This window comes from Levilactobacillus andaensis, from assembly GCF_016861695.1.
Classification (GTDB): domain Bacteria; phylum Bacillota; class Bacilli; order Lactobacillales; family Lactobacillaceae; genus Levilactobacillus; species Levilactobacillus andaensis.
In genome coordinates, this window is the sequence record NZ_BOLP01000016.1 from 36308 (window position 1) to 55210 (window position 18903).

Consider the following 18903-nt stretch of genomic DNA (forward strand, 5'->3'; position numbering starts at 1 on the left):
GCCACCATTACATATCCAGGGAGGATACTATGAAGACATTACGTCGCGCCATGGCGCTGATTGCCGTTTCATTTACACTTGGCGGGATGGTCGAACCACTGACCGCCCCGACTACGACTGCCGAAGCCAAGGCCACCAAAGTTTGGATTGCGCCGAACCACGGCAAGAAGTATCACTACGACAAGCACTGCCGGGGCTTGAATCATGCCGGCAAGCTGAAGCACGTCACGCTGAAATGGGCTAAACATACCCACTACAAGCTGTGCGGTTGGGAAAAATAGCGTCAACCACGGGGAGCAAATCGATTCCCCGTTTTTGTATCCAGTAATTTGCGCCGTTACGACTAGCCAACTGGCCAACATGTAAAGATACCTTACTATTATTCGTTAAAATGCTATACTGATAAAAGATGCAATTTCTCAAAGATAGGGAAAAGATTTTATTAAACTTTTGGAAATTAAGCACGAGATAAAGAGGTCGAACAGCATGAAGGAAAAACGAGCGGAATTTACGAAGACGGACTGGCAACGTGCCCAAACGGCGGTATTCAATGAATACGACCGTTTCGTCAAACGACTACACGTCGAGGGCGTTGACTACACGATTCTGCAGGCTCGCCGCATTGTCATTTATCAAGACTTGATTGAAGAATGGAAACATAACGTCCCGACACTCATGACTGATTTGGAAGACAACATCCAGGCGTTGACCGTTTTCACCGACTTAGCCGAAGATGGTCAGAGTCACCTACTCGATCGATGTGCGAAGAAGATGGAGGTCTGGCCAGACTACATCCCCTCACCACTGACGATTTGGCTGGAACTGGCTGAAGACGTTGAACGCGAATCCTAGAGTGCACCAATATAAATTTAGAGACGCAAAAGGTCTGGGAAAATCCCAGACCTTTTTGCTTGGCCTACATACGGACGCCAAAGTCGATTAGCTCTAATTTTTCCAGTTTATCTAACCGAAATTGAACATCCTCCACCGTCAGCTCAAGACTCCCCATTGGAATAATGGACCCATTGTCCTTAGACCATTCGCACAGCCGTTCCAGCAGATCCAAGTCGACATCATCAAGCTGATCAACAACATCGTTGATACGGTTAATAAATGCCGTCGGTCCCCCATGAAACGCAAACATTAATCCTTTAGTCATTGGTACTCCCCCTTAGTAGTCACAGGTGTCCTACTGATAAGGGTAGCTTACCATTTACTGTTAGGACCATGCACAGGATAACTCTTGTCTGGATAGTGCAATTGACGAACTAACGGACTGGGAATAATTGTATGCGACTAGTAACTCCTCATCTAATTCTCCAAGGAAAACAGTGCTACTTATTTTTTAACATCTCGTTCCACTAAATCTTTATAGATTATGGTGTTCAGGCTCAATTATCCTAGAATTTCTCTGTATATACGCTTAAAATAAAAAGTGTATATAGAAAAACACAATAAGTGAAAGAGGAAACTGGAAAATTAGAACGACAGCCTATCAAACGTACATCTGACTATTTTTCACTTTGAATCTTTTGCTATTTTAGTGTTCATTCTTATACTCAATATTAAACTAGCCGGCTCAAAGTCAAATCGTGCATAAATAACCTGAGAACAATCTAGAATGGAGATGCCAAATATTGGATAAACATCCCGTTATCTGGAATATATCTGCCGTAGCCATCGTAGCTGTGGCGCTTGCCTTTTGGCAATACTTCCTATTCATACTTATAAGGTTGATAATTGTATTCGCCATTTATAAAACGATTATCTTTTTTAAACGACGAAATCCTTTGCTGAAAAACAGTAGCGACTCATCTGCCTCCAAATGGAACCAGGAACAACCTACCACAACAAGAATTGACTCTAAACCTGAACGAAACAAATCATCTGAAAAGGAGCCATTGCTACCAGTAGATACAACAAAATTCTATCTTCCCAAAAGTAGTGTTGAGTTCCCGCCCCAAGATAAGAAGATACAGTTAGTTTCGGAAACAGTTACCGAAGCTAATATTGTCGTCGCTCCTTTGGCAAGACCTTTTTCCGTAACAACTGGACTCCACTTTGTTGGCAGAGACATTACGCCTGGCCGTTACAAAATCACAGCACCGGCAGGAAGTGGCAATCTCACAGGTGATGACATAAACGTTATTCTCAGTCATCATCCAGAAAGCTTTGAAATTAGCTCTTATACAACTGACCTAGAAACTGATCAACGTCTAAAAATCTCTGGAATTCAAAAATTAGATTTCAATCCGATCATTAAGCGACACTTTCAAAGAAAACTCACTCCCGGAAAATGGAAAGTTGGTCTTGATATCAGGCCTGGATTCTATAGCATTTTAGCTAACGAAGGTTCCGGTAACATCTATTCACCAGAAAGCGATATAAACGAAATTATAAGTGTAACCCCTGCCGATTATTCTGAGGTTCCGAGTGTCACGGCAGAGCTCATGAACGGACAAACACTTTTTACAGACGTACCAGAGCTACTCTTAGTTAGTTTATAATTCTTGTAATAGTTGAAAATCTGTTATTTTTAACAGGGCGTTATCAGACTGAAATTCTCAGTTCGGTAACGCCCCAATCATTTATGCTGTAGTAAATTAAGAATCTTATCATTCAACTTAATATTAGATGTATTAAATCTTCTTCATGGTTTGTGTAAAATTCCAAGTATCGAATAGCTAGTGGAAATGTCTTTAACTAAACCTCAAATTTAGTACGTAATGCTTCCGTTAAGACTTGTGACACGTTAATATTTCTCTCTAGTGCCATAATATTCAAGTATTCTGGAATCGTTAAGTTCTTTTTAACTGTTCTCGAATTTTTAATTCTAAATCTAGCCATGTTAACAGTAATGTAAACTAAGCTCTCACCTTCCTGTAACTGTATATCTTTGGGGCTCGAAGGTTCCGGGTACGTCTTCTCGTTATCCAACCGTTTTCCAATCATAGACTCTACCATGGTCACAGCCTCAGCAACACTGGCACCTTGCATATAGCTGTCCTGTAAATCGGGAACTCGAATCAAAGTACGATTACCATCTTCACTAAAAACGGCTGGATAAAGAACGATATCTTCTTTCATAGATACTTTCTCCTTTAATAAATTTAGTTGTCAAATAATATAAATTGTGTCTGATTGTCCATGTACAAATAATAAATATACACGCCGATTTCTCTAAAACAAAAATGGTAAAGGGACCCTTTATAATTGCTACGTATGAAGACCATCTATATATTTTTTGCTACTTGAACTAGCATACAGAGATTATGTAAACATATGATTAATTCCATGTATTATTCTTGTAAAAAGATTAATTTTGTCTTTTATGAACAGCACAAATAGATTGCTAATGATTACTGAAACAATCCTAAAAGTGTCAATTTTGTACGCAATTTTTCCAAAAAAATACACTGCCTAAAGAAAACGACAGTGCACCATTTGAAAATATTTTTCAAGTTTAACATTAATTCACAATATTCGTCGGATACAGGTAGGATAACGGTCGGATACCGAAGAAGCAGTTTTCTTAAGCCCTTGCTACTACTCAGTTTCATCCTCATCAGTCTTCAAAACGGCCATGAACGCTTCCTGAGGGATGTCTACCTTCCCAACAGCCTTCATCCGTTTCTTACCAACCTTTTGTTTCTCCAGCAACTTCATCCGCCGGGTACGGTCACCACCGTAGAGCTTGGCGGTAACGTCCTTCCGGTAGGCCTTGATGGTCGTTCGGGCAATGATTTTTGCCCCGATGGCTGCTTGGACTGGAATTTCGAAGTTTTGACGGGGAATGATTTTCTTCAAACGAGAGGCAATCTCACGACCCCGTTGTGCCGCAAACGTTCTGTGGGCGATGAAGCTCAGTGCATCGACCTTGTCGCCGTTTAGCAACAGGTCAATCTTAACCAAGTCGGCCGCTTGATAACCATTCATTTCGTAATCCAATGACGCGTAACCCCGCGTGCTGGACTTCAACTTGTCAAAGAAATCGAAAATGATTTCCGACAACGGCATGTTGTAGATAATATTCACACGGTAGTCATCCAAGTACTCCATCGTCAAGAATTGGCCCCGACGGTGTTGGCAGAGTTCCATGACGGCCCCCACGTAATCGTTAGGCGCCATAATCGTGGCCTTGACCACGGGTTCTTCGATGCGTTTGATGGCGGAAGCTTCCGGCATTTCTGCTGGGTTTTCAACTTCCTTCATGCCACCGTCCGTTAAGTACGCGTGGTACGTAACAGATGGCGCCGTGGTGATCAAGTCTAAATCAAATTCCCGTTCAAGTCGTTCCTGGATAACGTCCATATGGAGCATCCCCAAGAACCCACATCGGAACCCAAAGCCCAACGCCTGTGAAGCTTCTGGTTCAAACTCCAGCGCGGCATCATTCAACTTCAATTTTTCCAAGGCTTCGCGCAGATCGTTCAGCTTGGCATTGTCAGTTGGGTACAGCCCAGCATACACCATGGGACTCATTTCCCGGTAGCCTGGCAGTGCCTTTTCGGCCGGTTTAGCAGCATTGGTGACCGTATCCCCAACACGGGTGTCGGTGATATCCTTGATGCTAGCCGTGATGTAACCCACGTCGCCGGCAATCAGATTGTCTCTGGAAATCGGCTTAGGTGAGTTGACGCCGACCTCGGTCACTTCATACTCACTGCCGCTGTTCATCAAGCGAATCTTATCGCCCGGCTGAACGGTGCCTTCAAAGACCCGGACACTCAGCACGACCCCACGGTAATCATCATAAACGGAATCGAAGACCAGGGCCTTCAACGGCGCGTCCAAATCACCGGTTGGTGCTGGCACCTTGTGGACAATCTGTTCCAAGAGTTCTGGAATCCCAATTCCTTTCTTAGCACTGGCCAATACGGCATCGGAAGCATCCAAACCAATCACGTCTTCGATCTCCTGCTTAACCTTCTCGGGGTCAGCGGCTGGTAAATCAATCTTATTCACGACCGGTACAATTTCCAGATTGTCGTCCAACGCCAGGTACACGTTAGCTAGCGTCTGCGCTTCGACACCCTGAGCGGCATCAACGACCAAGATGGCTCCTTCACAGGCTGCCAGGCTCCGTGAGACCTCATACGAGAAGTCCACGTGCCCCGGGGTATCGATCAAATGAAACTCATAGTCGTGACCGTCTTTTGCGTGGTAGGTCAATTCCACCGCGTTAAGCTTGATGGTAATGCCTCGTTCACGCTCCAGGTCCATGTTATCCAACACTTGATCTTGCATATCGCGTTTGGAGATGGTATCCGTTAGCTCCAAAATACGGTCTGCTAACGTTGATTTCCCGTGGTCAATATGCGCCACAATGGAAAAGTTGCGAATGTATTTTTGATGGTTTTTTAATTTCTCAAGATCCATGTTGATTTCCTACTTTCTTAAACGCCATGTCTCGACAATTATACCAAACCAGCCGCCCTAAGTACAAACTTGACGTTGGTTGGCTTTGTCTCCTTCGACTTACCGGCCATCAGATATGGGCTGAAATGGTGCGGACGCACCTGAGCCCATATCTGGCAGCCTCTCAGCTTACATTGGTCAGACCCATAAACGAGGGCCATAGACTCATCGGAAAACCTAAAGTAGCTAAGATTACTTGAGAAAATGGCCACTGCAGCCAGAGTCGACAGCATCCATAGACAAACCTGCCTGCATTAACTCAGCCCCTAACAAAACGGGTTCCCACCACTATCGGCAGGAACCCGTTTACTTAACGTGTTTATTTCGTATCATTTTCATACTGCTTTAATTGAGACGGCGCTAAATTTTGCCACTTGGTTGAGTAGAACTTATCACTAATCGAGTAGGTTGGTTGTTGTTGCTGTTCGGTCAAGAACGGATTTACCCGCTTGTCGACCGCCAGCCAACCGCGCCAACCCAAGTGAATCGTGTCGGTCATAAAGTACGGCACGTTTCCCTTGTCGCTCAGGTCAACAATGTTGTTGAACCCTTGCGATTGCAGTTGATAGTGAATCTTCTGGTCAAATTGTTTCAGCATCGACGCCGAAAGTCCGGTATACTTCTGCCACTTAGCATTGATTGGCGGAATGATAAACATGACGTTCGTGTTCAACCGGGCAAATTGATCCAGACAAAGTTGGAAGTCCGCGAATTCCGGTGACTCGGTGTAAGACAAGTTCTTCTGGAAATCCTTCAACTTCCCCTTCTTCAATTCTTGTTTCAACCCGTGATTGTAAAACTTATCACTGATACGGAACGGGTTATTCCCCGTTTCCGCTTTCCCAATCCGACCACCGAGTTCATCCAGTGCCGAGTAAGAATAATGAGTGGGTAACTTCTCGGCCTGCTTGTTGACTCGGTTCAGGTTTTGCGATGGTAAGTCAATGCCAGAGAAGAATTGGTCCTCATGTGTCAGCATGTTCTTCCGTGTTTCCAAGTAGAACCGCTGATACTTAGTCAAACTCTTCCCAGCTGCGACTCGTTGTAAGGCCTGGTAAATAAAGTGATCCGAGTTGGCCACTGGCATCTGTAACAGCCGTTTAGCCGCGTACTGATCTATGGCATCGTGACGGAAGTGGGTCAACCACTCAGTCGTTTGGAGTTGTGAGTAGTAGAACCCAAAGGCATCCTTACGCGTCCCATCTTTAACAAACCATTGCGGCGAAATCACAAAGACGGCCTTCTTGTTGCGCAATTCGCCCTGAATATTTTGCATCACAAAGTATTGGGTAAGGGATTGTGATCCCCGCGCACCAAGTAGAAATGGTCGGTAACTTCGATTGTACTTCTGGGCTAAGACGGACGGATGCAGTGGGTCAAACCGTGACCATTCCGATGACCCGAAGAATGGCACATATTTTCCCTTTAACGCTGCTTCCTTGATGTACTTGCCCTTCATCACATTCGGAGAAAGTGAGACGGCCGCTTGACGTTCCCGATTGGCACTGACCTTACTGAGGCCTAACTTGACGGGCATTGCCAACACCGCAAAAACCAGAATTGCCGCGAGTATTAACGGACCAAAGATCCGTAGAAGTCGCTTTGCCATTGGCTAGGCCAGGCTTTCCACTTTCGCAATGATCTTGTTGGGCGTGTCCCACTCTGACCGCTCAAATTCAGAAACTGGCACGGTAACGTCCAGTTCACTTTGTAATTGCAATAAGAGTTGAACGGACCCCATGGAGTCGAGTAACCCGCTGTCAAACAGGTTGTCGTCCATTGCGCCACTAACATCGTTCCCCGTTAAATCGTTCAAAATTTCCAATACAGTTTCTTTGATATCCATAATAATTTCCCCCTCGATGAAATTAATAACCTAATTTAGTTGAACCACAATTTGTTGAGTAACCCCGAAAAGATTAGGAAGCTAAAGCAGACCAGGTTAGCCGTCAAGAAGATGGCGAAGACCTGAGTGAACCCGTTATGTGGAATGCTCTTACGATGTTTCTTCTTGTAACGCAACCACATATCGTTGACCATTAACGCTACCCCGTGGAACAGGCCGTAAGCGATATAGTACCATGTCACCCCGTGCCAGAACCCCATGACTAACATGTTAATAATGTAAGTCACGTTAGCGGTCGTAGTCGGCTTCTTAAAGATTTTATGCTTCATGAACCAGAAGACCAGGCGCATGTAGATAAAATCACGGAACCAGAAGGACAAGGTAATGTGCCAACGATTCCAGAAGTCTTTGATGTTCGGTGACCGCCATGGTTGATTGAAGTTCATCGGTGTGGCAATTCCCATGATATAGGATGTCCCCACCGCAAACAACGAGTAACCCGCGAAGTCAAAGAACAAGTCGGCACTGTATGCATACATGTACCCGACCACTGGCCAGGACAGGTCCAAGAACCCGCCCCGTGAGTGCATCGCCATCAGTTGGAGCTTTGGCATCAGCATCGTCCCAAAGTAGTACGCCAGAACGAATTTGTACAGGAACCCCACGAAAATATAGCGAATACCCTTTTGTAACATTCCCAAATATTGTTCACGACTTGGCACAGACCGGTAATCCTTTTCGAATCGCCGGTAACGGTCAATTGGTCCTGAAGAAATCGTTGGGAAGAAAAGCATAAACTGCAGAAACGTCATCAGATTGTAGTTCTTTAACGTTCCATCCCGCGTTTCCATAATGGTCTGAACCGCCCGGAACGTCAGATAACTGATTCCCAGGAAGCCAATCAGCGACGACTGCCCATTTTCAACAGCCGGTGTCACCTTCACAATGGTTAGCGGTGCAATGGCCAAAATGACCATCAGGTAGAAGAACGGTCCTGAATTTTTATGCCTCCGGTAAACGGCATACCCCCAAGTCAATCCCACCTCATACAAAATGTAGATGATCAAGGCCACCCCTTGGGTCCATTTCGAACCCCCGAAGGTTAAGACCAAGAAGAAGATTGAAATCAACGTTTCGTACAAGCGTGACCGTTTGCCGTACAGGAGACCAATCATCAGTGGCAATAATGCCACGCCCAACAAGGCGAAATACGTTGGGTTACCGTAAGGTTCAAACGTCAACATTACTGATTGACCTCGGCAATGATGGATTTAATATCAACCTTGCCGTTGGGAGTCATCGGTAGGTTTTCTTTGTAGACGAAGCGCTGTGGAATCATGTATTCCATCATATCGCCGCCCTGTAAATTTTCCTTAATCGCCTTAGTTAAAGCTAATTCACTATCAAAGTTATGGTCGGCCGGAACGACCCAGGCAATCAATTGACTCACCTTGTGGTTCCGGTCATACCGTGGTACTGCCACTCCCACTTGAATATGATCTTCTTGTGACAGGTAATGGTTGACCTCTTCTAATTCGATGCGGTAACCATGCAGCTTGATTTGGAAATCCGTTCGCCCACGATACATGATCAACCCGTTATCCAATTGGACACCCAAGTCGCCTGCCCGATAAACGGTTCGCCCGTTTAGTGGTACAAAGGCCTTAACTGTCTTCTCTGGATTGTTCAGGTAACCCTTGGACATCGATGGCCCGCAGATCAACAGCTCGCCCTCAGTTCCTACAGGCACTGGATTGAGTTGGTCATCGACCACCATAATTTCCGTATCACCCTTGGCATACCCAATTGGTAACCGGGGGTAATCGGCTAAGATTTGTTCGGTGATTTCCACCTGCGTTACGGCGACAGTCGTTTCCGTCGGGCCGTACGTATTGAAAATCCGGGCTGCTGGGAACCGTTTGTGTAAGTTCTGCGCCGTGGCGTGCGTTAATTCTTCACCACAGAACAGAAAACGGCTTAAGTTTGGATAATGGGCCGCGTCAAATGACGGTTCCATTAAGCAGATATCCACGAAAGATGGTGTGGATACCCAGACGTTTAAGTCCATTGTTGGCAAGGTTTCAAATAATTGCTTGAAGTTATCCGTAACGGCCTTTGGCAACGCCACTAGCGTTCCACCAGCAGCTAACGTTGGACCCCAGTCCATCACGGATAAGTCAAACGAGTATGGCGCCTGTGAGAGCGTCCGTGGCGCTGCTGGTAAAGCAAAGTCATCACTCAGCATCCAATTGACGTAGCTCAACAGATTAGCGTGTGAAATTTGAACCCCTTTAGGTTTCCCAGTTGTTCCGGACGTAAAGATGATATAGTAGTTCTCATCTCCGGTTACGCCATGGTCGACCTGATAGTCCACGGTCTGGTCAAAAATTTCGGCCAACGCGCTAGGCGTGATCACCGGTGTGGCCCCTAAAGTGGTTGGCAACTCACTCACAGCAATTGCTGCGGCAGGTTGCGCAATTTCGTTGATCGTCGTTACCCGTTCCAGTGGTGAATGCGTATCAATTGGCGCATATGCGTGACCACTCTTAACGACCCCTAAAAAGGTCGCCATCATATCAAACGTCTGACCCCCGAAAACCATAATCGGGGCTTCACGTGGCAACGACAAACCGTCTAAGTGGGCTGCCAAAGCATCAGAACGTTGTTTTAATTCACCGTAAGTGTTCGTGTGTCCTAAATCATCATAAGCAATCCGCTGCGGATCACGTACAGCGATTTCATCGATCGCCGTGATCATGTTTTTAATCATTATCTATCCCCCCCAAAGACTCCTCGGTTACATGGTTAGTTGTTGACCCCACAACTAGAACTCGTTGTAAATAAATGTCGAGTTGTTTAACCCACTGTAACCGTATAAATAAACTAATGCCATCAAAATTACAAAGTAGAACGCGGTCCAGCCAATGAACGCGACCACAGGCTGATGCCAAATAGCCAGCCACTTTGCTCTCATGAAATTCACCCCCAAAGTTTGCTAGCTCATTCGCCCCCGAAGCTAGCTGCCGATCGATCCTCAAGTCCGGGACTCATTTTCCCCGACGAATGACCCGTCCTTGAAGAGGAGTTCTGTGGCCCCTGCCACACTCCTTATGTTCTGAGGTTATCATTGCTACCAAGGGATTGCAAACAACACTACTCAACCTTAACGTTTTCTTTTCTTTTCAAAAATGCGGGATTACTTGTGGGACACAAAAAAGGCCGCTGAAAATCTTCAGCAGCCTTGATAGATTAGTCATTATCGCACTTTCGTTTGTGGACTAATTTTCATTGAATTTATCGCGCATTTTGTTAAATAAGTTACCTTTGCCACTCCCTGTGACATTTTCGCCGCTAGCCTTCGCAAAGTCACGTAACGCGTCACGTTGCCCTTTGTTCAGGTTCTTTGGCGTGATGACCTTGACCGTCACGTGTTCGTCCCCGTTACCATTACCACGTAAACGAGGCGCACCCTTGCCATGCAGACGGAAAGTCGTCCCGCCTTGCGTACCAGCTGGCACCTTGAGCTTGACATCACCGTGAACCGTCTTGACCGTCACATCGTCACCCAACGTGGCCTGCACGAAGGAAATCTCTTGATTAAAGTAGATTTCGGTGCCGTCACGCCGGAAGTCCTTGCTAGGTTCCACTTGGAAAATGATGAAGAGGTCGCCGTAACTACCGCCGTTTTGACCGGCTTCACCTTGACCTTGTAACCGCATTTGTTGACCGTCATCGACCCCGGCTGGGATGGTAACTTCAACTTCATGCCGTTCTTCTTCATGACCAGAACCGCCACAAGTTGGGCACTTTTCCTTGATTTCTTTACCAGTTCCGTGACAAACCGGGCAAGGTTGTTGACTCTGCATCCGGCCCAGTGGTGTGTTCGTTACCGTCGTCACGTAACCCGACCCATTACACCGTGAGCAGGTCTCCGGCGTGGTGCCTGGCTTGGCACCGTTACCGCCACAGGTATGACACTGGGCTTCACGGTTGTACTTGATCTTGGTCTTCTTCCCAAAGATGGCCTCTTCAAACTTCAAGTCCATCTGGTACTGAAGGTCCCGACCAGGCCGTGGTGCGTTAGGATTCCGCTGGCCACCACCGCCGCCAAAGAATTGGTTGAAAATGTCATCGAAACCGCCACCACTAAAGCCGCCGCCGAAGCCACCTTGTTGACCGCCACCGAAACCGCCAAAGCCGCCTTGAGCGCCATCGGCTGATCCGTATTGGTCGTAGTTCGCCCGTTTTTGTTCGTCACCTAAGACATCATAGGCGTCCTGAACCTCTTTGAATTTTTCAGCCGCGTCTGGGGCCTTGTTCAAATCTGGGTGATACTTCTTTGACAAGTGCCGATAGGCTTTCTTGATTTCTGCTTGGCTGGCATCTTTTGCAACGCCTAAAACGCCATATAAGTCCGATTGCGCCATCTTTTTCCTCCCAATCCATTCCGAAATTTTTCGCTACTAGTAAGAATAGCATACTCGAAACAAAAAGCCAAAGCCCCACGGACTCTGACTTCTTGTCTGAACTCTCTTAAGCCAATGGAACGGATTACTTCTTATCGTCGTCGTTAACTTCGTGGAAGTCACCGTCAACGGTGTCGCCATCCTTGCCATCGCTCTTAGCGTCGCCACTAGCTTGGCCAGCAGCACCCGCATCAGCACCGCCCTGGGCACCTTGTGCTTGTTGGGCTTGTTGATACAGCTTGACGGAGAGGTCCTGGATGATCTTCGTCAAATCGTCCTTCTTGGTCTTCATGTCATCAAGGTTGTTAGCTTCTTGAGCCTTCTTTAAGGCATCACGAGCATCTTCAGCCTTCTTGATTTCGTCATCGGAAACCTTACCCTTAACGTCTTTCAACGTCTTGTCGGTCTGGAAGAGTAATTGGTCGACTTCGTTCTTGGTGTCGACTTCTTCCTTACGCTTCTTGTCGGCAGCTTCGTTTTCCTTAGCTTCCTTCATCATCTTTTCGATTTCGTCGTCAGAAAGACCGTCGGAACTCTTGATGGTGATCTTTTGTTCCTTGTTCGTTCCCATATCCTTAGCGGAAACGTTAACGATCCCGTTCTTATCGATATCGAAAGTCACTTGGATTTGAGGAACACCACGAGGAGCAGCAGGAATGTCAGTCAGTTGGAAGTTACCCAACGTCTTGTTGTCAGCAGCCATTGGCCGTTCACCTTGTAAGACGTGGATATCAACGGCTGGTTGGTTGTCAGCGGCCGTTGAGAAGACTTGTGACTTGCTGGTTGGAATCGTCGTGTTTCTGTCGATTAACTTCGTGAAGACACCACCCATAGTTTCGATCCCTAAGGACAATGGCGTAACATCAAGTAAAACAACATCCTTCACATCACCGGTGATAACCCCACCTTGAACGGCGGCACCTAAGGCAACGGCTTCGTCAGGGTTGATGGAGTGGTTAGATTCCTTACCCGTCCACTTTTCAACGGCTTCTTGAACGGCTGGAATCCGCGTTGAACCACCGTTTAAGATGACAACGTCGATGTCGCTAGCTTGTAAGTCAGCATCCTTCAAGGCGTTTTCAACAGGGATCCGCGTCTTTTCAACTAAGTCAGCGGTCAATTCGTTGAACTTAGCGCGGCTCAAGCTCTTTTCCAAATGCAATGGGCCGTTAGCACCAGCGGAGATAAATGGTAAGCTGATTTGGGCTTCAGTCACACCGGAGAGGTCCTTCTTAGCCTTTTCAGCAGCATCCTTCAACCGTTGCGTTGCCATCTTATCCTTGGATAAGTCAACACCGTTTTCTTCCTTGAAGCCGGCAATTAACCAGTCCATGATCTTTTGGTCAAAGTCGTCCCCACCTAAATGGGTATCCCCGTTCGTAGACAGAACATCAAAGACACCATCACCTAAGTCCAAGACGGAAACATCAAAGGTCCCACCACCAAGGTCGTAAACCATGACTTTTTCATCTTTGTCTTGCTTGTCCAAGCCGTAAGCTAAGGCAGCAGCCGTTGGTTCGTTGATGATCCGTTCAACGTTCAAACCAGCGATCTTACCGGCATCTTTGGTGGCTTGCCGTTGGGCATCGTTGAAGTAAGCTGGCACCGTGATAACGGCCTTGTCAACCGTGTCACCAATGTAGTCTTCAGCGAAGGCCTTCAAGTGTTGTAAGATCATCGCAGAAACTTGTTCTGGGGAGTAATCCTTGCCATCAACGGTCACCTTGTAGCCGGCTTCACCCATGTGACTCTTGATTGATGAAATCGTGTTTGGGTTGGTGATAGCTTGCCGCTTAGCAACTTCCCCAACTTGAGTTTCACCGTCTTTAAATGCAACGACAGATGGCGTCGTCCGGGCGCCTTCCTTGTTCGCGATAATCTTCGGGGTACTACCTTCAAGAACGGCAACGGCTGAGTTAGTCGTCCCTAAGTCAATCCCAATAATCTTGTTACTTGCCATCAAAAATTCCCTCTTTTATAGTTTATTTATAAATTTATTGTGCAACGACGACCATTGCTGGCCGTAAAACTCGATCTTTCAATAGGTAACCCTTTTGGAGCACCTTGACCACTGTATCGGCCGTTTGCCCGTCTTCAACGGGAACCGACTGGACGGCTTGGTGCTGGGTGGGGTCAAACTTCTGACCGATGGCGGAAATTTCCGTCACGTTGTTACGCTTCAAAGCGTCTTCCAAATGATCATAGGTCATTTGAACACCCTTTTGTAGTTGTGCAGCGGTCTCATCCGTTGCTTCCACTGCCAAGGCGCGTTCCAGATTATCAATCACGGGAAGCACGTCCTTGGCGAGCTGCTGACCATCATACTTGATCAACGTGGCCTGTTCCTTTTGGAAACGGGTCTGCATGTTCTGCACTTCAGCTTCGGCTCGGAGATACTTATCTTCAAAGTCACTGGCCTTTTGTTTCAGTGCAGCGACCTCGGCAGCCGTTGCTACTGGCTTAGCAGCTTCAGTAGCGGCCTTCGAGTCGGTCTTTGGTTGGTCTTTTGCTTGCGCATCCTTGGCTTTGCCAGCGGATTGCTGTGCGGCGGCTTTAGTCGCCGTTTGGTCATCAGTGGACGGTTGTTGCTTGTCAGCCACGATAAAACCTCCCTTTCTTTACTCGTCGTAAAACCGGTAGTAATCCAGTAGTTTTTTCGCGAGCTCTTCACGAAACGCACCGACAATTCCCAGCATTCGCGAATATGGCATTCGTGTTGGGCCTAGAATGGCGATCATGCCGCGGCCATGCTGGTTCACATCGTAAGTGGCGGTAATCAAGCTAAAGTTGCGTAACGCATCGTTGGTCATCTCGTTACCGATCTGAACGGAAATTTTATCGTCCGGTCGGCCCAAGACGTTGGCAATGTCGTCGGTCTTATCGATCAACGAATACAACGACTTCAGTGAATCCACATCGCTATCCTGTGAGAAGTTCAACAGGTTGAGCCGGCCGCCAACGTAGAAACGTTCTTGGGCTGCTCTGGTCAAAACATCACCGAAGATATCCAAGAACCCTTGAGGACTCTGGAGATAATTGGCGATCTTCATCGGAATATCTGCCTGTAACTTCTTCACCACTTCTGGTAACGTCAAGCCGACCAATTGATCATTGATCAAGCGGACGACTGCTTCCAGCTGGTCACCGGTGACGGACTCGTTGACGTCAAACGTCTGGTTCTCCACGTCACCACTGTCGGTGACTAGGATGGCCATGACTTGCCGTTTCCCTAATGGGACTAAACGAAACCCGCTGAGGCGACTATCTTTTAATTCCGGCTTCAAGGTGAACGCCGTGTAACTCGTCAGGTTGGAAAGAATCGTCGCGGACTGCGAAATAATTTCGTCGATCTTATGAAAATCCCCACCCAATGACGACTGAATCACGTCCATATCGTTGGGCCGCAATGGATCCGGCTTGACTAAATGGTCGACGTAATACCGGTAGCCTTCGACCGAAGGAATCCGACCAGAAGACGAGTGGGTCTTTTTAATCAGGCCCAACTCTTCCAGCGCCGCCATCTCATTACGAATTGTCGCTGAGCTTACGTGGATGGGCAACTGCTTGGCTAGTGCCTTTGACCCCACCGGAACCCCGGTGTTAGTAAAGTCGCGGACAACGGCTCGCAGAATCATCATTTGTCTTTCTGAAAGCATCACAATCACCCCTTTTTTAGCACTCAAACAATACAAGTGCTAAGACACATATATAATGTAGCAAAACCCGGTTTTGAAGTCAAGAAATCTGGTAGACTTTTTAGCAATCTCTGCTATTAAGTGCTAAAAAAGTTTCGTTTGGCGAGAAATTAGCGGTATTTCCAATTAAAGACACTAAAACAGCCGCGCTCCGGCTGCCAGGGATTCCGCCTGCTGTAGGGACGCTCCGGACTGAGGGGCGGTCCTCCGACTCGATTTGAAGCGACGAAAATCACGTATCTTCAAGGTCGCCCATGTTGTAGGCTAGCAAAGAACGCCAGCCAACAACATTACCACGGCCGGCTACATCCCTGGCCTCCTACGGCTCTGATTGTTTTTTCCATAACGTAGTTTGCATTCTGGGTGTGCTCAAACTTTCTAGCTAGGCCTACAACAACCCTATCCGTGAGCATAAACTAGGCTCTAGAAGCTCAGGGGTGTCATTCTACCCAACCGGCAGTAATTCTGCCACTAATCTATCAAACAGCCTATTTTGGCATTTGAATTTGTTCTGGGTAAAAATTATATATTCTAAGCCATACCTATTGATTGAATCAGTGGGCCTACCAATAACTTTCCATAAAAAAAGTGACCATCTCCACCGACCTGCTCGGCCGCAAAGACAATCACTTCACTCATTTCTAAATTTTATTGGCCACGCCTTGGAAATAGTCGCGGGTATCAGCTTCATCTTGCTTCAATTGGGCTACCAGGGGATCAACGCCAGCGAATTTAACTTCGCCGCGTAACCGATGGTGCCACTCCACTTCGACCGGCTCACCGTACAGATTACCTTGGAAGTCGAGCAGATTCATTTCGACCGTAATTGGCCGGTCATCGCCGAAGGTCACGTTATGACCGACGGACACCATCCCCGGATACCAGATGGCGCCAACTTTTAACCGGGCCGTGTAGATACCAATTCCGGGAATCCACTCATTTTCTGGCGTCATCACGTTTGCCGTCGGATAGCCAATCGTCCGTCCCCGGGCTTCACCGTGAACGACGAGGCCGGTCGACCGATACGTATAGCCCAGCAACTGGTTGACCATATCAATGTCACCGGCCTTCATCGCTTGACGAATCCGACTGGAGCTGATTTTTTCGTGGTCACTGGCCTCTTCGGCAACCGTTTCGACCTCAAAGCGTCCCTGCGCGTATTCGGGTAAACGGGCCATCGTTGCCACGTCCTTTTTCCCGTACGTGTGGTCAAAACCCGCCACGGCCACGATTGTATGGAATCCAACCAAATAGTGGTCAACGAACTCCTGGGGTGTCTGCGCAGCGAATTCACCGGTATAGTTAACTAAAAAGACCCGGTCAACGCCCAGCCGATCCAGTTGATGCATTTTACGGTCCGTTGTGCTTAAATATTTACGGTCATCGGCTTCCAGTGGCCGATAGACCAACGCCGGATGATGGTCGTAGGTCAATACGGCTAATTTAACCCCCTTGGCCTGAGCAATCGTTTTTGCCCGTTCAATGACCGCCTGATGACCCAAGTGAACGCCATCAAAGAAACCCATGGCGAGGACGACTGGCTCATCAGGAATCTGACGTGAATCTAATGGATGATGTATGCGTATAACTTCCATGGTGGACTTCCTTTACTGAGAATTAATTAACCGTAAACATTTTTAGTGGTTTATATTGCTTTTTTTCTGGCACCCATTGGTACAGGCACTTCGTCTGGCCCTGATAAGTCAACGCGACAACTGGTGCCGTGCTAGCCATTTCCTCGGGCGTTAGAAAGACGCCATTTTTGACCAGTCCCCACAACTTGTCGGAAAGCGCCACATGCGGGTAATCCTGCAGGGCGTAGTCGATGGGCCGTAAAATCGTGCTCAGGTCATCGGCGGCCATCGCAGCTTCAACTTGCGCCAAGGTCACCGTCTGGTCCAACGTAAACCCACCGCTCTTATGCCGTGTCAAAGAGGCCATAACGGCCGGAACACCCAACTGCCGGCCCAAGTCGACAGCCAGTGTCCGCACGTAGGTCCCTTTCGAGCACGCCACTTCAAATGCCACCGTCTGCGTACCAGGGTCGGCGTCAAACGTCCCAGCGTCTGCCAGCGTAAAGTGCTCCACGGTAATCGTCCGCGTTGGCCGCTCAACCGATTCACCAGCTCTGGCGTACTCATATAACTTCCGACCATTCACCTTGACCGCCGAATACATCGGTGGTGTCTGTTGAATCGTCCCCGTCAGTTTAGCAGTTGCTGCCGTCAACTGGTCCAAAGTGAACGCTTGCGTCAGCGGTTGCTTGTCAATAACATCCCCATCGAGGTCCTCGGTGGTCGTTGCCAAGCCCAGAGTGACGGTCCCGCGGTACATTTTTCCGGAGCCCATTAGGTAAGGTACAACCTTCGTCGCAGAACCAATACAGATAGGCAAAACGCCATCGACGCTGGGATCCAACGTCCCACTATGACCGACTTTCTTCGTGTGTAAAATGTGACGTAGCTTAGCGACACAGTCAAAACTGGTCAAGCCACGTTCTTTGTACAGGGGAATAATCCCGTCCATGATGGAGCCTCCGCTTCTTTACTTTTAATCATTATTTTAATTATCGCGCTAAACCTGAGTCGCCGATGCGTCATCACGACTCACAATTCAGTGACAGTCTCGATCACGAGTGACCACTAAAAAACGTGCCCACACGTGGCGTAACATTTAGTTTACCACAAGTTCCCGTCTCATCGCTACTTTGGCAAGCTCTGGTGGCTTTCTACAGGGAAAATTCCCCAAGCCTGGGCTGAACGATGGCCTGCCCACTCCATTCAACCGAATTGAAACAGTACAGGTGTGACGTGAATTTTTGCAAACCATCACCGAGTGTACACTTCTCTCGGCTTATACAAACGTTGTTAGGCCACTACAAAACAACCACCAAAGTTGTCACGCATAACATTGGTAGCTCAAACCATTGGCACGTTAGCCAACAATTTCTATTGAAGCCACCAATCAGAGTCGGAGGATCGCCCCATAGTCCGGAGCGTCCCCACAGCAGGCGGAATCCCTGGCAGCCGGAGTGCGGCAATCTCCTCCAACGTAACTATCGCTGCAAACAAAAAAGGCATTGATCATAACCGACCAATGCCTTTTGTATACCGCAATTACTCGCGGTGATGAAGTTCATTTAAGAGTTCATCGATATGACTACCGTAACGAACTGACGAATCCTGTTCGAAAACCAGTTCTGGCGTCTTATAGATGCTCAAGCGTGAGCCCAATTCAGAGCGAATCAGACCAGTGGCTTTGTTCAGCCCCTGTTGGGTCTTCTCAGCGGAAGACGCCTTGTCTGACAAAATGCTGTAGTAAATTGTGGCTTGCTGCAAGTCACCAGTGACTTCCACACCAGTAACGGTGACACCCTCGACCCGCGGATCGCGGACACGCTTTAGTAAAATATCCGTAACTTCCCGTTGGATTTCTTGTTCCAACCGGCCAACTCGATATTGTGCCATAGACGTTTTGC

General features: G+C 47.6%; 18 protein-coding genes. 3 read left to right on the forward strand and 15 right to left on the reverse strand.

What is annotated here, in order from left to right; all coding sequences use genetic code 11:
• Positions 1-29: 29 nt before the first annotated feature.
• Complete coding sequence (locus JUF10_RS11220) at positions 30-281, forward strand: hypothetical protein (protein ID WP_048735943.1); 252 nt, start codon at positions 30-32, stop codon at positions 279-281.
• A gap of 205 nt (positions 282-486) precedes the next feature.
• Positions 487-852 (forward strand): hypothetical protein, encoded by a 366-nt coding sequence (locus tag JUF10_RS11225; RefSeq protein ID WP_203642290.1) that lies wholly within the window; start codon positions 487-489, stop codon positions 850-852.
• 64 nt (positions 853-916) lie between these two features.
• On the opposite strand, the gene JUF10_RS11230 is transcribed toward JUF10_RS11225, so the two are convergent.
• A complete protein-coding gene (locus tag JUF10_RS11230) occupies positions 917-1159 on the reverse strand; it encodes a hypothetical protein (RefSeq protein WP_203642292.1) in 243 nt (80 codons plus the stop codon).
• 478 nt (positions 1160-1637) lie between these two features.
• Here JUF10_RS11230 and JUF10_RS11235 point away from each other — a divergent pair, with 478 nt between their 5' ends.
• A complete protein-coding gene (locus JUF10_RS11235; protein WP_203642294.1) occupies positions 1638-2507 on the forward strand; it encodes a hypothetical protein in 870 nt (289 codons plus the stop codon).
• Positions 2508-2703: 196 nt separating this feature from the next.
• On the opposite strand, the gene JUF10_RS11240 is transcribed toward JUF10_RS11235, so the two are convergent.
• From JUF10_RS11240 to rbfA, 14 genes are all read right to left on the reverse strand, one after another.
• The gene (locus JUF10_RS11240; RefSeq protein WP_236008214.1) at positions 2704-3087 is read right to left on the reverse strand and encodes a type II toxin-antitoxin system HicB family antitoxin; all 384 of its coding nucleotides are present in this window, start codon (positions 3085-3087) and stop codon (positions 2704-2706) included.
• Positions 3088-3546: 459 nt separating this feature from the next.
• Positions 3547-5379: a translation elongation factor 4 gene (gene lepA / locus JUF10_RS11245; protein ID WP_203642303.1), complete on the reverse strand. Its 1833-nt coding sequence runs from the start codon at positions 5377-5379 to the stop codon at positions 3547-3549.
• Positions 5380-5737: 358 nt separating this feature from the next.
• The gene (gene dltD, locus JUF10_RS11250) at positions 5738-7027 is read right to left on the reverse strand and encodes a D-alanyl-lipoteichoic acid biosynthesis protein DltD (protein WP_203642311.1); all 1290 of its coding nucleotides are present in this window, start codon (positions 7025-7027) and stop codon (positions 5738-5740) included.
• Between the two features lie 3 nt (positions 7028-7030).
• Positions 7031-7264: a D-alanine--poly(phosphoribitol) ligase subunit DltC gene (gene dltC, locus JUF10_RS11255; protein ID WP_143463128.1), complete on the reverse strand. Its 234-nt coding sequence runs from the start codon at positions 7262-7264 to the stop codon at positions 7031-7033.
• Between the two features lie 35 nt (positions 7265-7299).
• Entirely contained in the window at positions 7300-8508 is a 1209-nt protein-coding gene (gene dltB, locus JUF10_RS11260) for a D-alanyl-lipoteichoic acid biosynthesis protein DltB (RefSeq protein WP_203642314.1), read from the reverse strand.
• The gene (gene dltA / locus JUF10_RS11265) at positions 8508-10034 is read right to left on the reverse strand and encodes a D-alanine--poly(phosphoribitol) ligase subunit DltA (protein WP_203642322.1); all 1527 of its coding nucleotides are present in this window, start codon (positions 10032-10034) and stop codon (positions 8508-8510) included. The genes dltB and dltA overlap by 1 nt, the downstream gene beginning before the upstream one ends.
• Before the next feature lie 54 nt (positions 10035-10088).
• Positions 10089-10238, reverse strand: a complete 150-nt coding sequence (locus JUF10_RS11270) for a teichoic acid D-Ala incorporation-associated protein DltX (RefSeq protein WP_048735932.1) — start codon at positions 10236-10238, stop codon at positions 10089-10091.
• 304 nt (positions 10239-10542) lie between these two features.
• Positions 10543-11691 (reverse strand): molecular chaperone DnaJ, encoded by a 1149-nt coding sequence (gene dnaJ, locus JUF10_RS11275; RefSeq protein WP_203642324.1) that lies wholly within the window; start codon positions 11689-11691, stop codon positions 10543-10545.
• 124 nt (positions 11692-11815) lie between these two features.
• Positions 11816-13690: a molecular chaperone DnaK gene (gene dnaK / locus JUF10_RS11280; RefSeq protein ID WP_203642332.1), complete on the reverse strand. Its 1875-nt coding sequence runs from the start codon at positions 13688-13690 to the stop codon at positions 11816-11818.
• 34 nt (positions 13691-13724) lie between these two features.
• The gene (grpE, locus tag JUF10_RS11285; RefSeq protein ID WP_203642334.1) at positions 13725-14330 is read right to left on the reverse strand and encodes a nucleotide exchange factor GrpE; all 606 of its coding nucleotides are present in this window, start codon (positions 14328-14330) and stop codon (positions 13725-13727) included.
• An 18-nt stretch (positions 14331-14348) separates the two neighbouring features.
• Entirely contained in the window at positions 14349-15386 is a 1038-nt protein-coding gene (gene hrcA / locus JUF10_RS11290; protein WP_143463134.1) for a heat-inducible transcriptional repressor HrcA, read from the reverse strand.
• 680 nt (positions 15387-16066) lie between these two features.
• The gene (gene ribF / locus JUF10_RS11295; protein WP_203642336.1) at positions 16067-17020 is read right to left on the reverse strand and encodes a riboflavin biosynthesis protein RibF; all 954 of its coding nucleotides are present in this window, start codon (positions 17018-17020) and stop codon (positions 16067-16069) included.
• A gap of 22 nt (positions 17021-17042) precedes the next feature.
• Complete coding sequence (gene truB, locus JUF10_RS11300) at positions 17043-17951, reverse strand: tRNA pseudouridine(55) synthase TruB (RefSeq protein ID WP_203642338.1); 909 nt, start codon at positions 17949-17951, stop codon at positions 17043-17045.
• 590 nt (positions 17952-18541) lie between these two features.
• Complete coding sequence (gene rbfA / locus JUF10_RS11305; RefSeq protein ID WP_203642340.1) at positions 18542-18892, reverse strand: 30S ribosome-binding factor RbfA; 351 nt, start codon at positions 18890-18892, stop codon at positions 18542-18544.
• Between the last annotated feature and the right edge of the window lie 11 nt (positions 18893-18903).

Coding starts and splice junctions, on each gene's coding strand:
- hrcA (WP_143463134.1), bottom strand. CDS start 15,386: ATGCTTTCAGAAAGACAAATGATGATTCTGCGAGCCGTTGTCCGCGAC.
- dnaJ (WP_203642324.1), bottom strand. CDS start 11,691: ATGGCGCAATCGGACTTATATGGCGTTTTAGGCGTTGCAAAAGATGCC.
- ribF (WP_203642336.1), bottom strand. CDS start 17,020: ATGGAAGTTATACGCATACATCATCCATTAGATTCACGTCAGATTCCT.
- dnaK (WP_203642332.1), bottom strand. CDS start 13,690: ATGGCAAGTAACAAGATTATTGGGATTGACTTAGGGACGACTAACTCA.
- lepA (WP_203642303.1), bottom strand. CDS start 5,379: ATGGATCTTGAGAAATTAAAAAACCATCAAAAATACATTCGCAACTTT.
- dltC (WP_143463128.1), bottom strand. CDS start 7,264: ATGGATATCAAAGAAACTGTATTGGAAATTTTGAACGATTTAACGGGG.
- truB (WP_203642338.1), bottom strand. CDS start 17,951: ATGGACGGGATTATTCCCCTGTACAAAGAACGTGGCTTGACCAGTTTT.
- JUF10_RS11220 (WP_048735943.1), top strand. CDS start 30: ATGAAGACATTACGTCGCGCCATGGCGCTGATTGCCGTTTCATTTACA.
- dltB (WP_203642314.1), bottom strand. CDS start 8,508: ATGTTGACGTTTGAACCTTACGGTAACCCAACGTATTTCGCCTTGTTG.
- JUF10_RS11230 (WP_203642292.1), bottom strand. CDS start 1,159: ATGACTAAAGGATTAATGTTTGCGTTTCATGGGGGACCGACGGCATTT.
- JUF10_RS11225 (WP_203642290.1), top strand. CDS start 487: ATGAAGGAAAAACGAGCGGAATTTACGAAGACGGACTGGCAACGTGCC.
- JUF10_RS11240 (WP_236008214.1), bottom strand. CDS start 3,087: ATGAAAGAAGATATCGTTCTTTATCCAGCCGTTTTTAGTGAAGATGGT.
- dltD (WP_203642311.1), bottom strand. CDS start 7,027: ATGGCAAAGCGACTTCTACGGATCTTTGGTCCGTTAATACTCGCGGCA.
- JUF10_RS11270 (WP_048735932.1), bottom strand. CDS start 10,238: ATGAGAGCAAAGTGGCTGGCTATTTGGCATCAGCCTGTGGTCGCGTTC.
- rbfA (WP_203642340.1), bottom strand. CDS start 18,892: ATGGCACAATATCGAGTTGGCCGGTTGGAACAAGAAATCCAACGGGAA.
- dltA (WP_203642322.1), bottom strand. CDS start 10,034: ATGATTAAAAACATGATCACGGCGATCGATGAAATCGCTGTACGTGAT.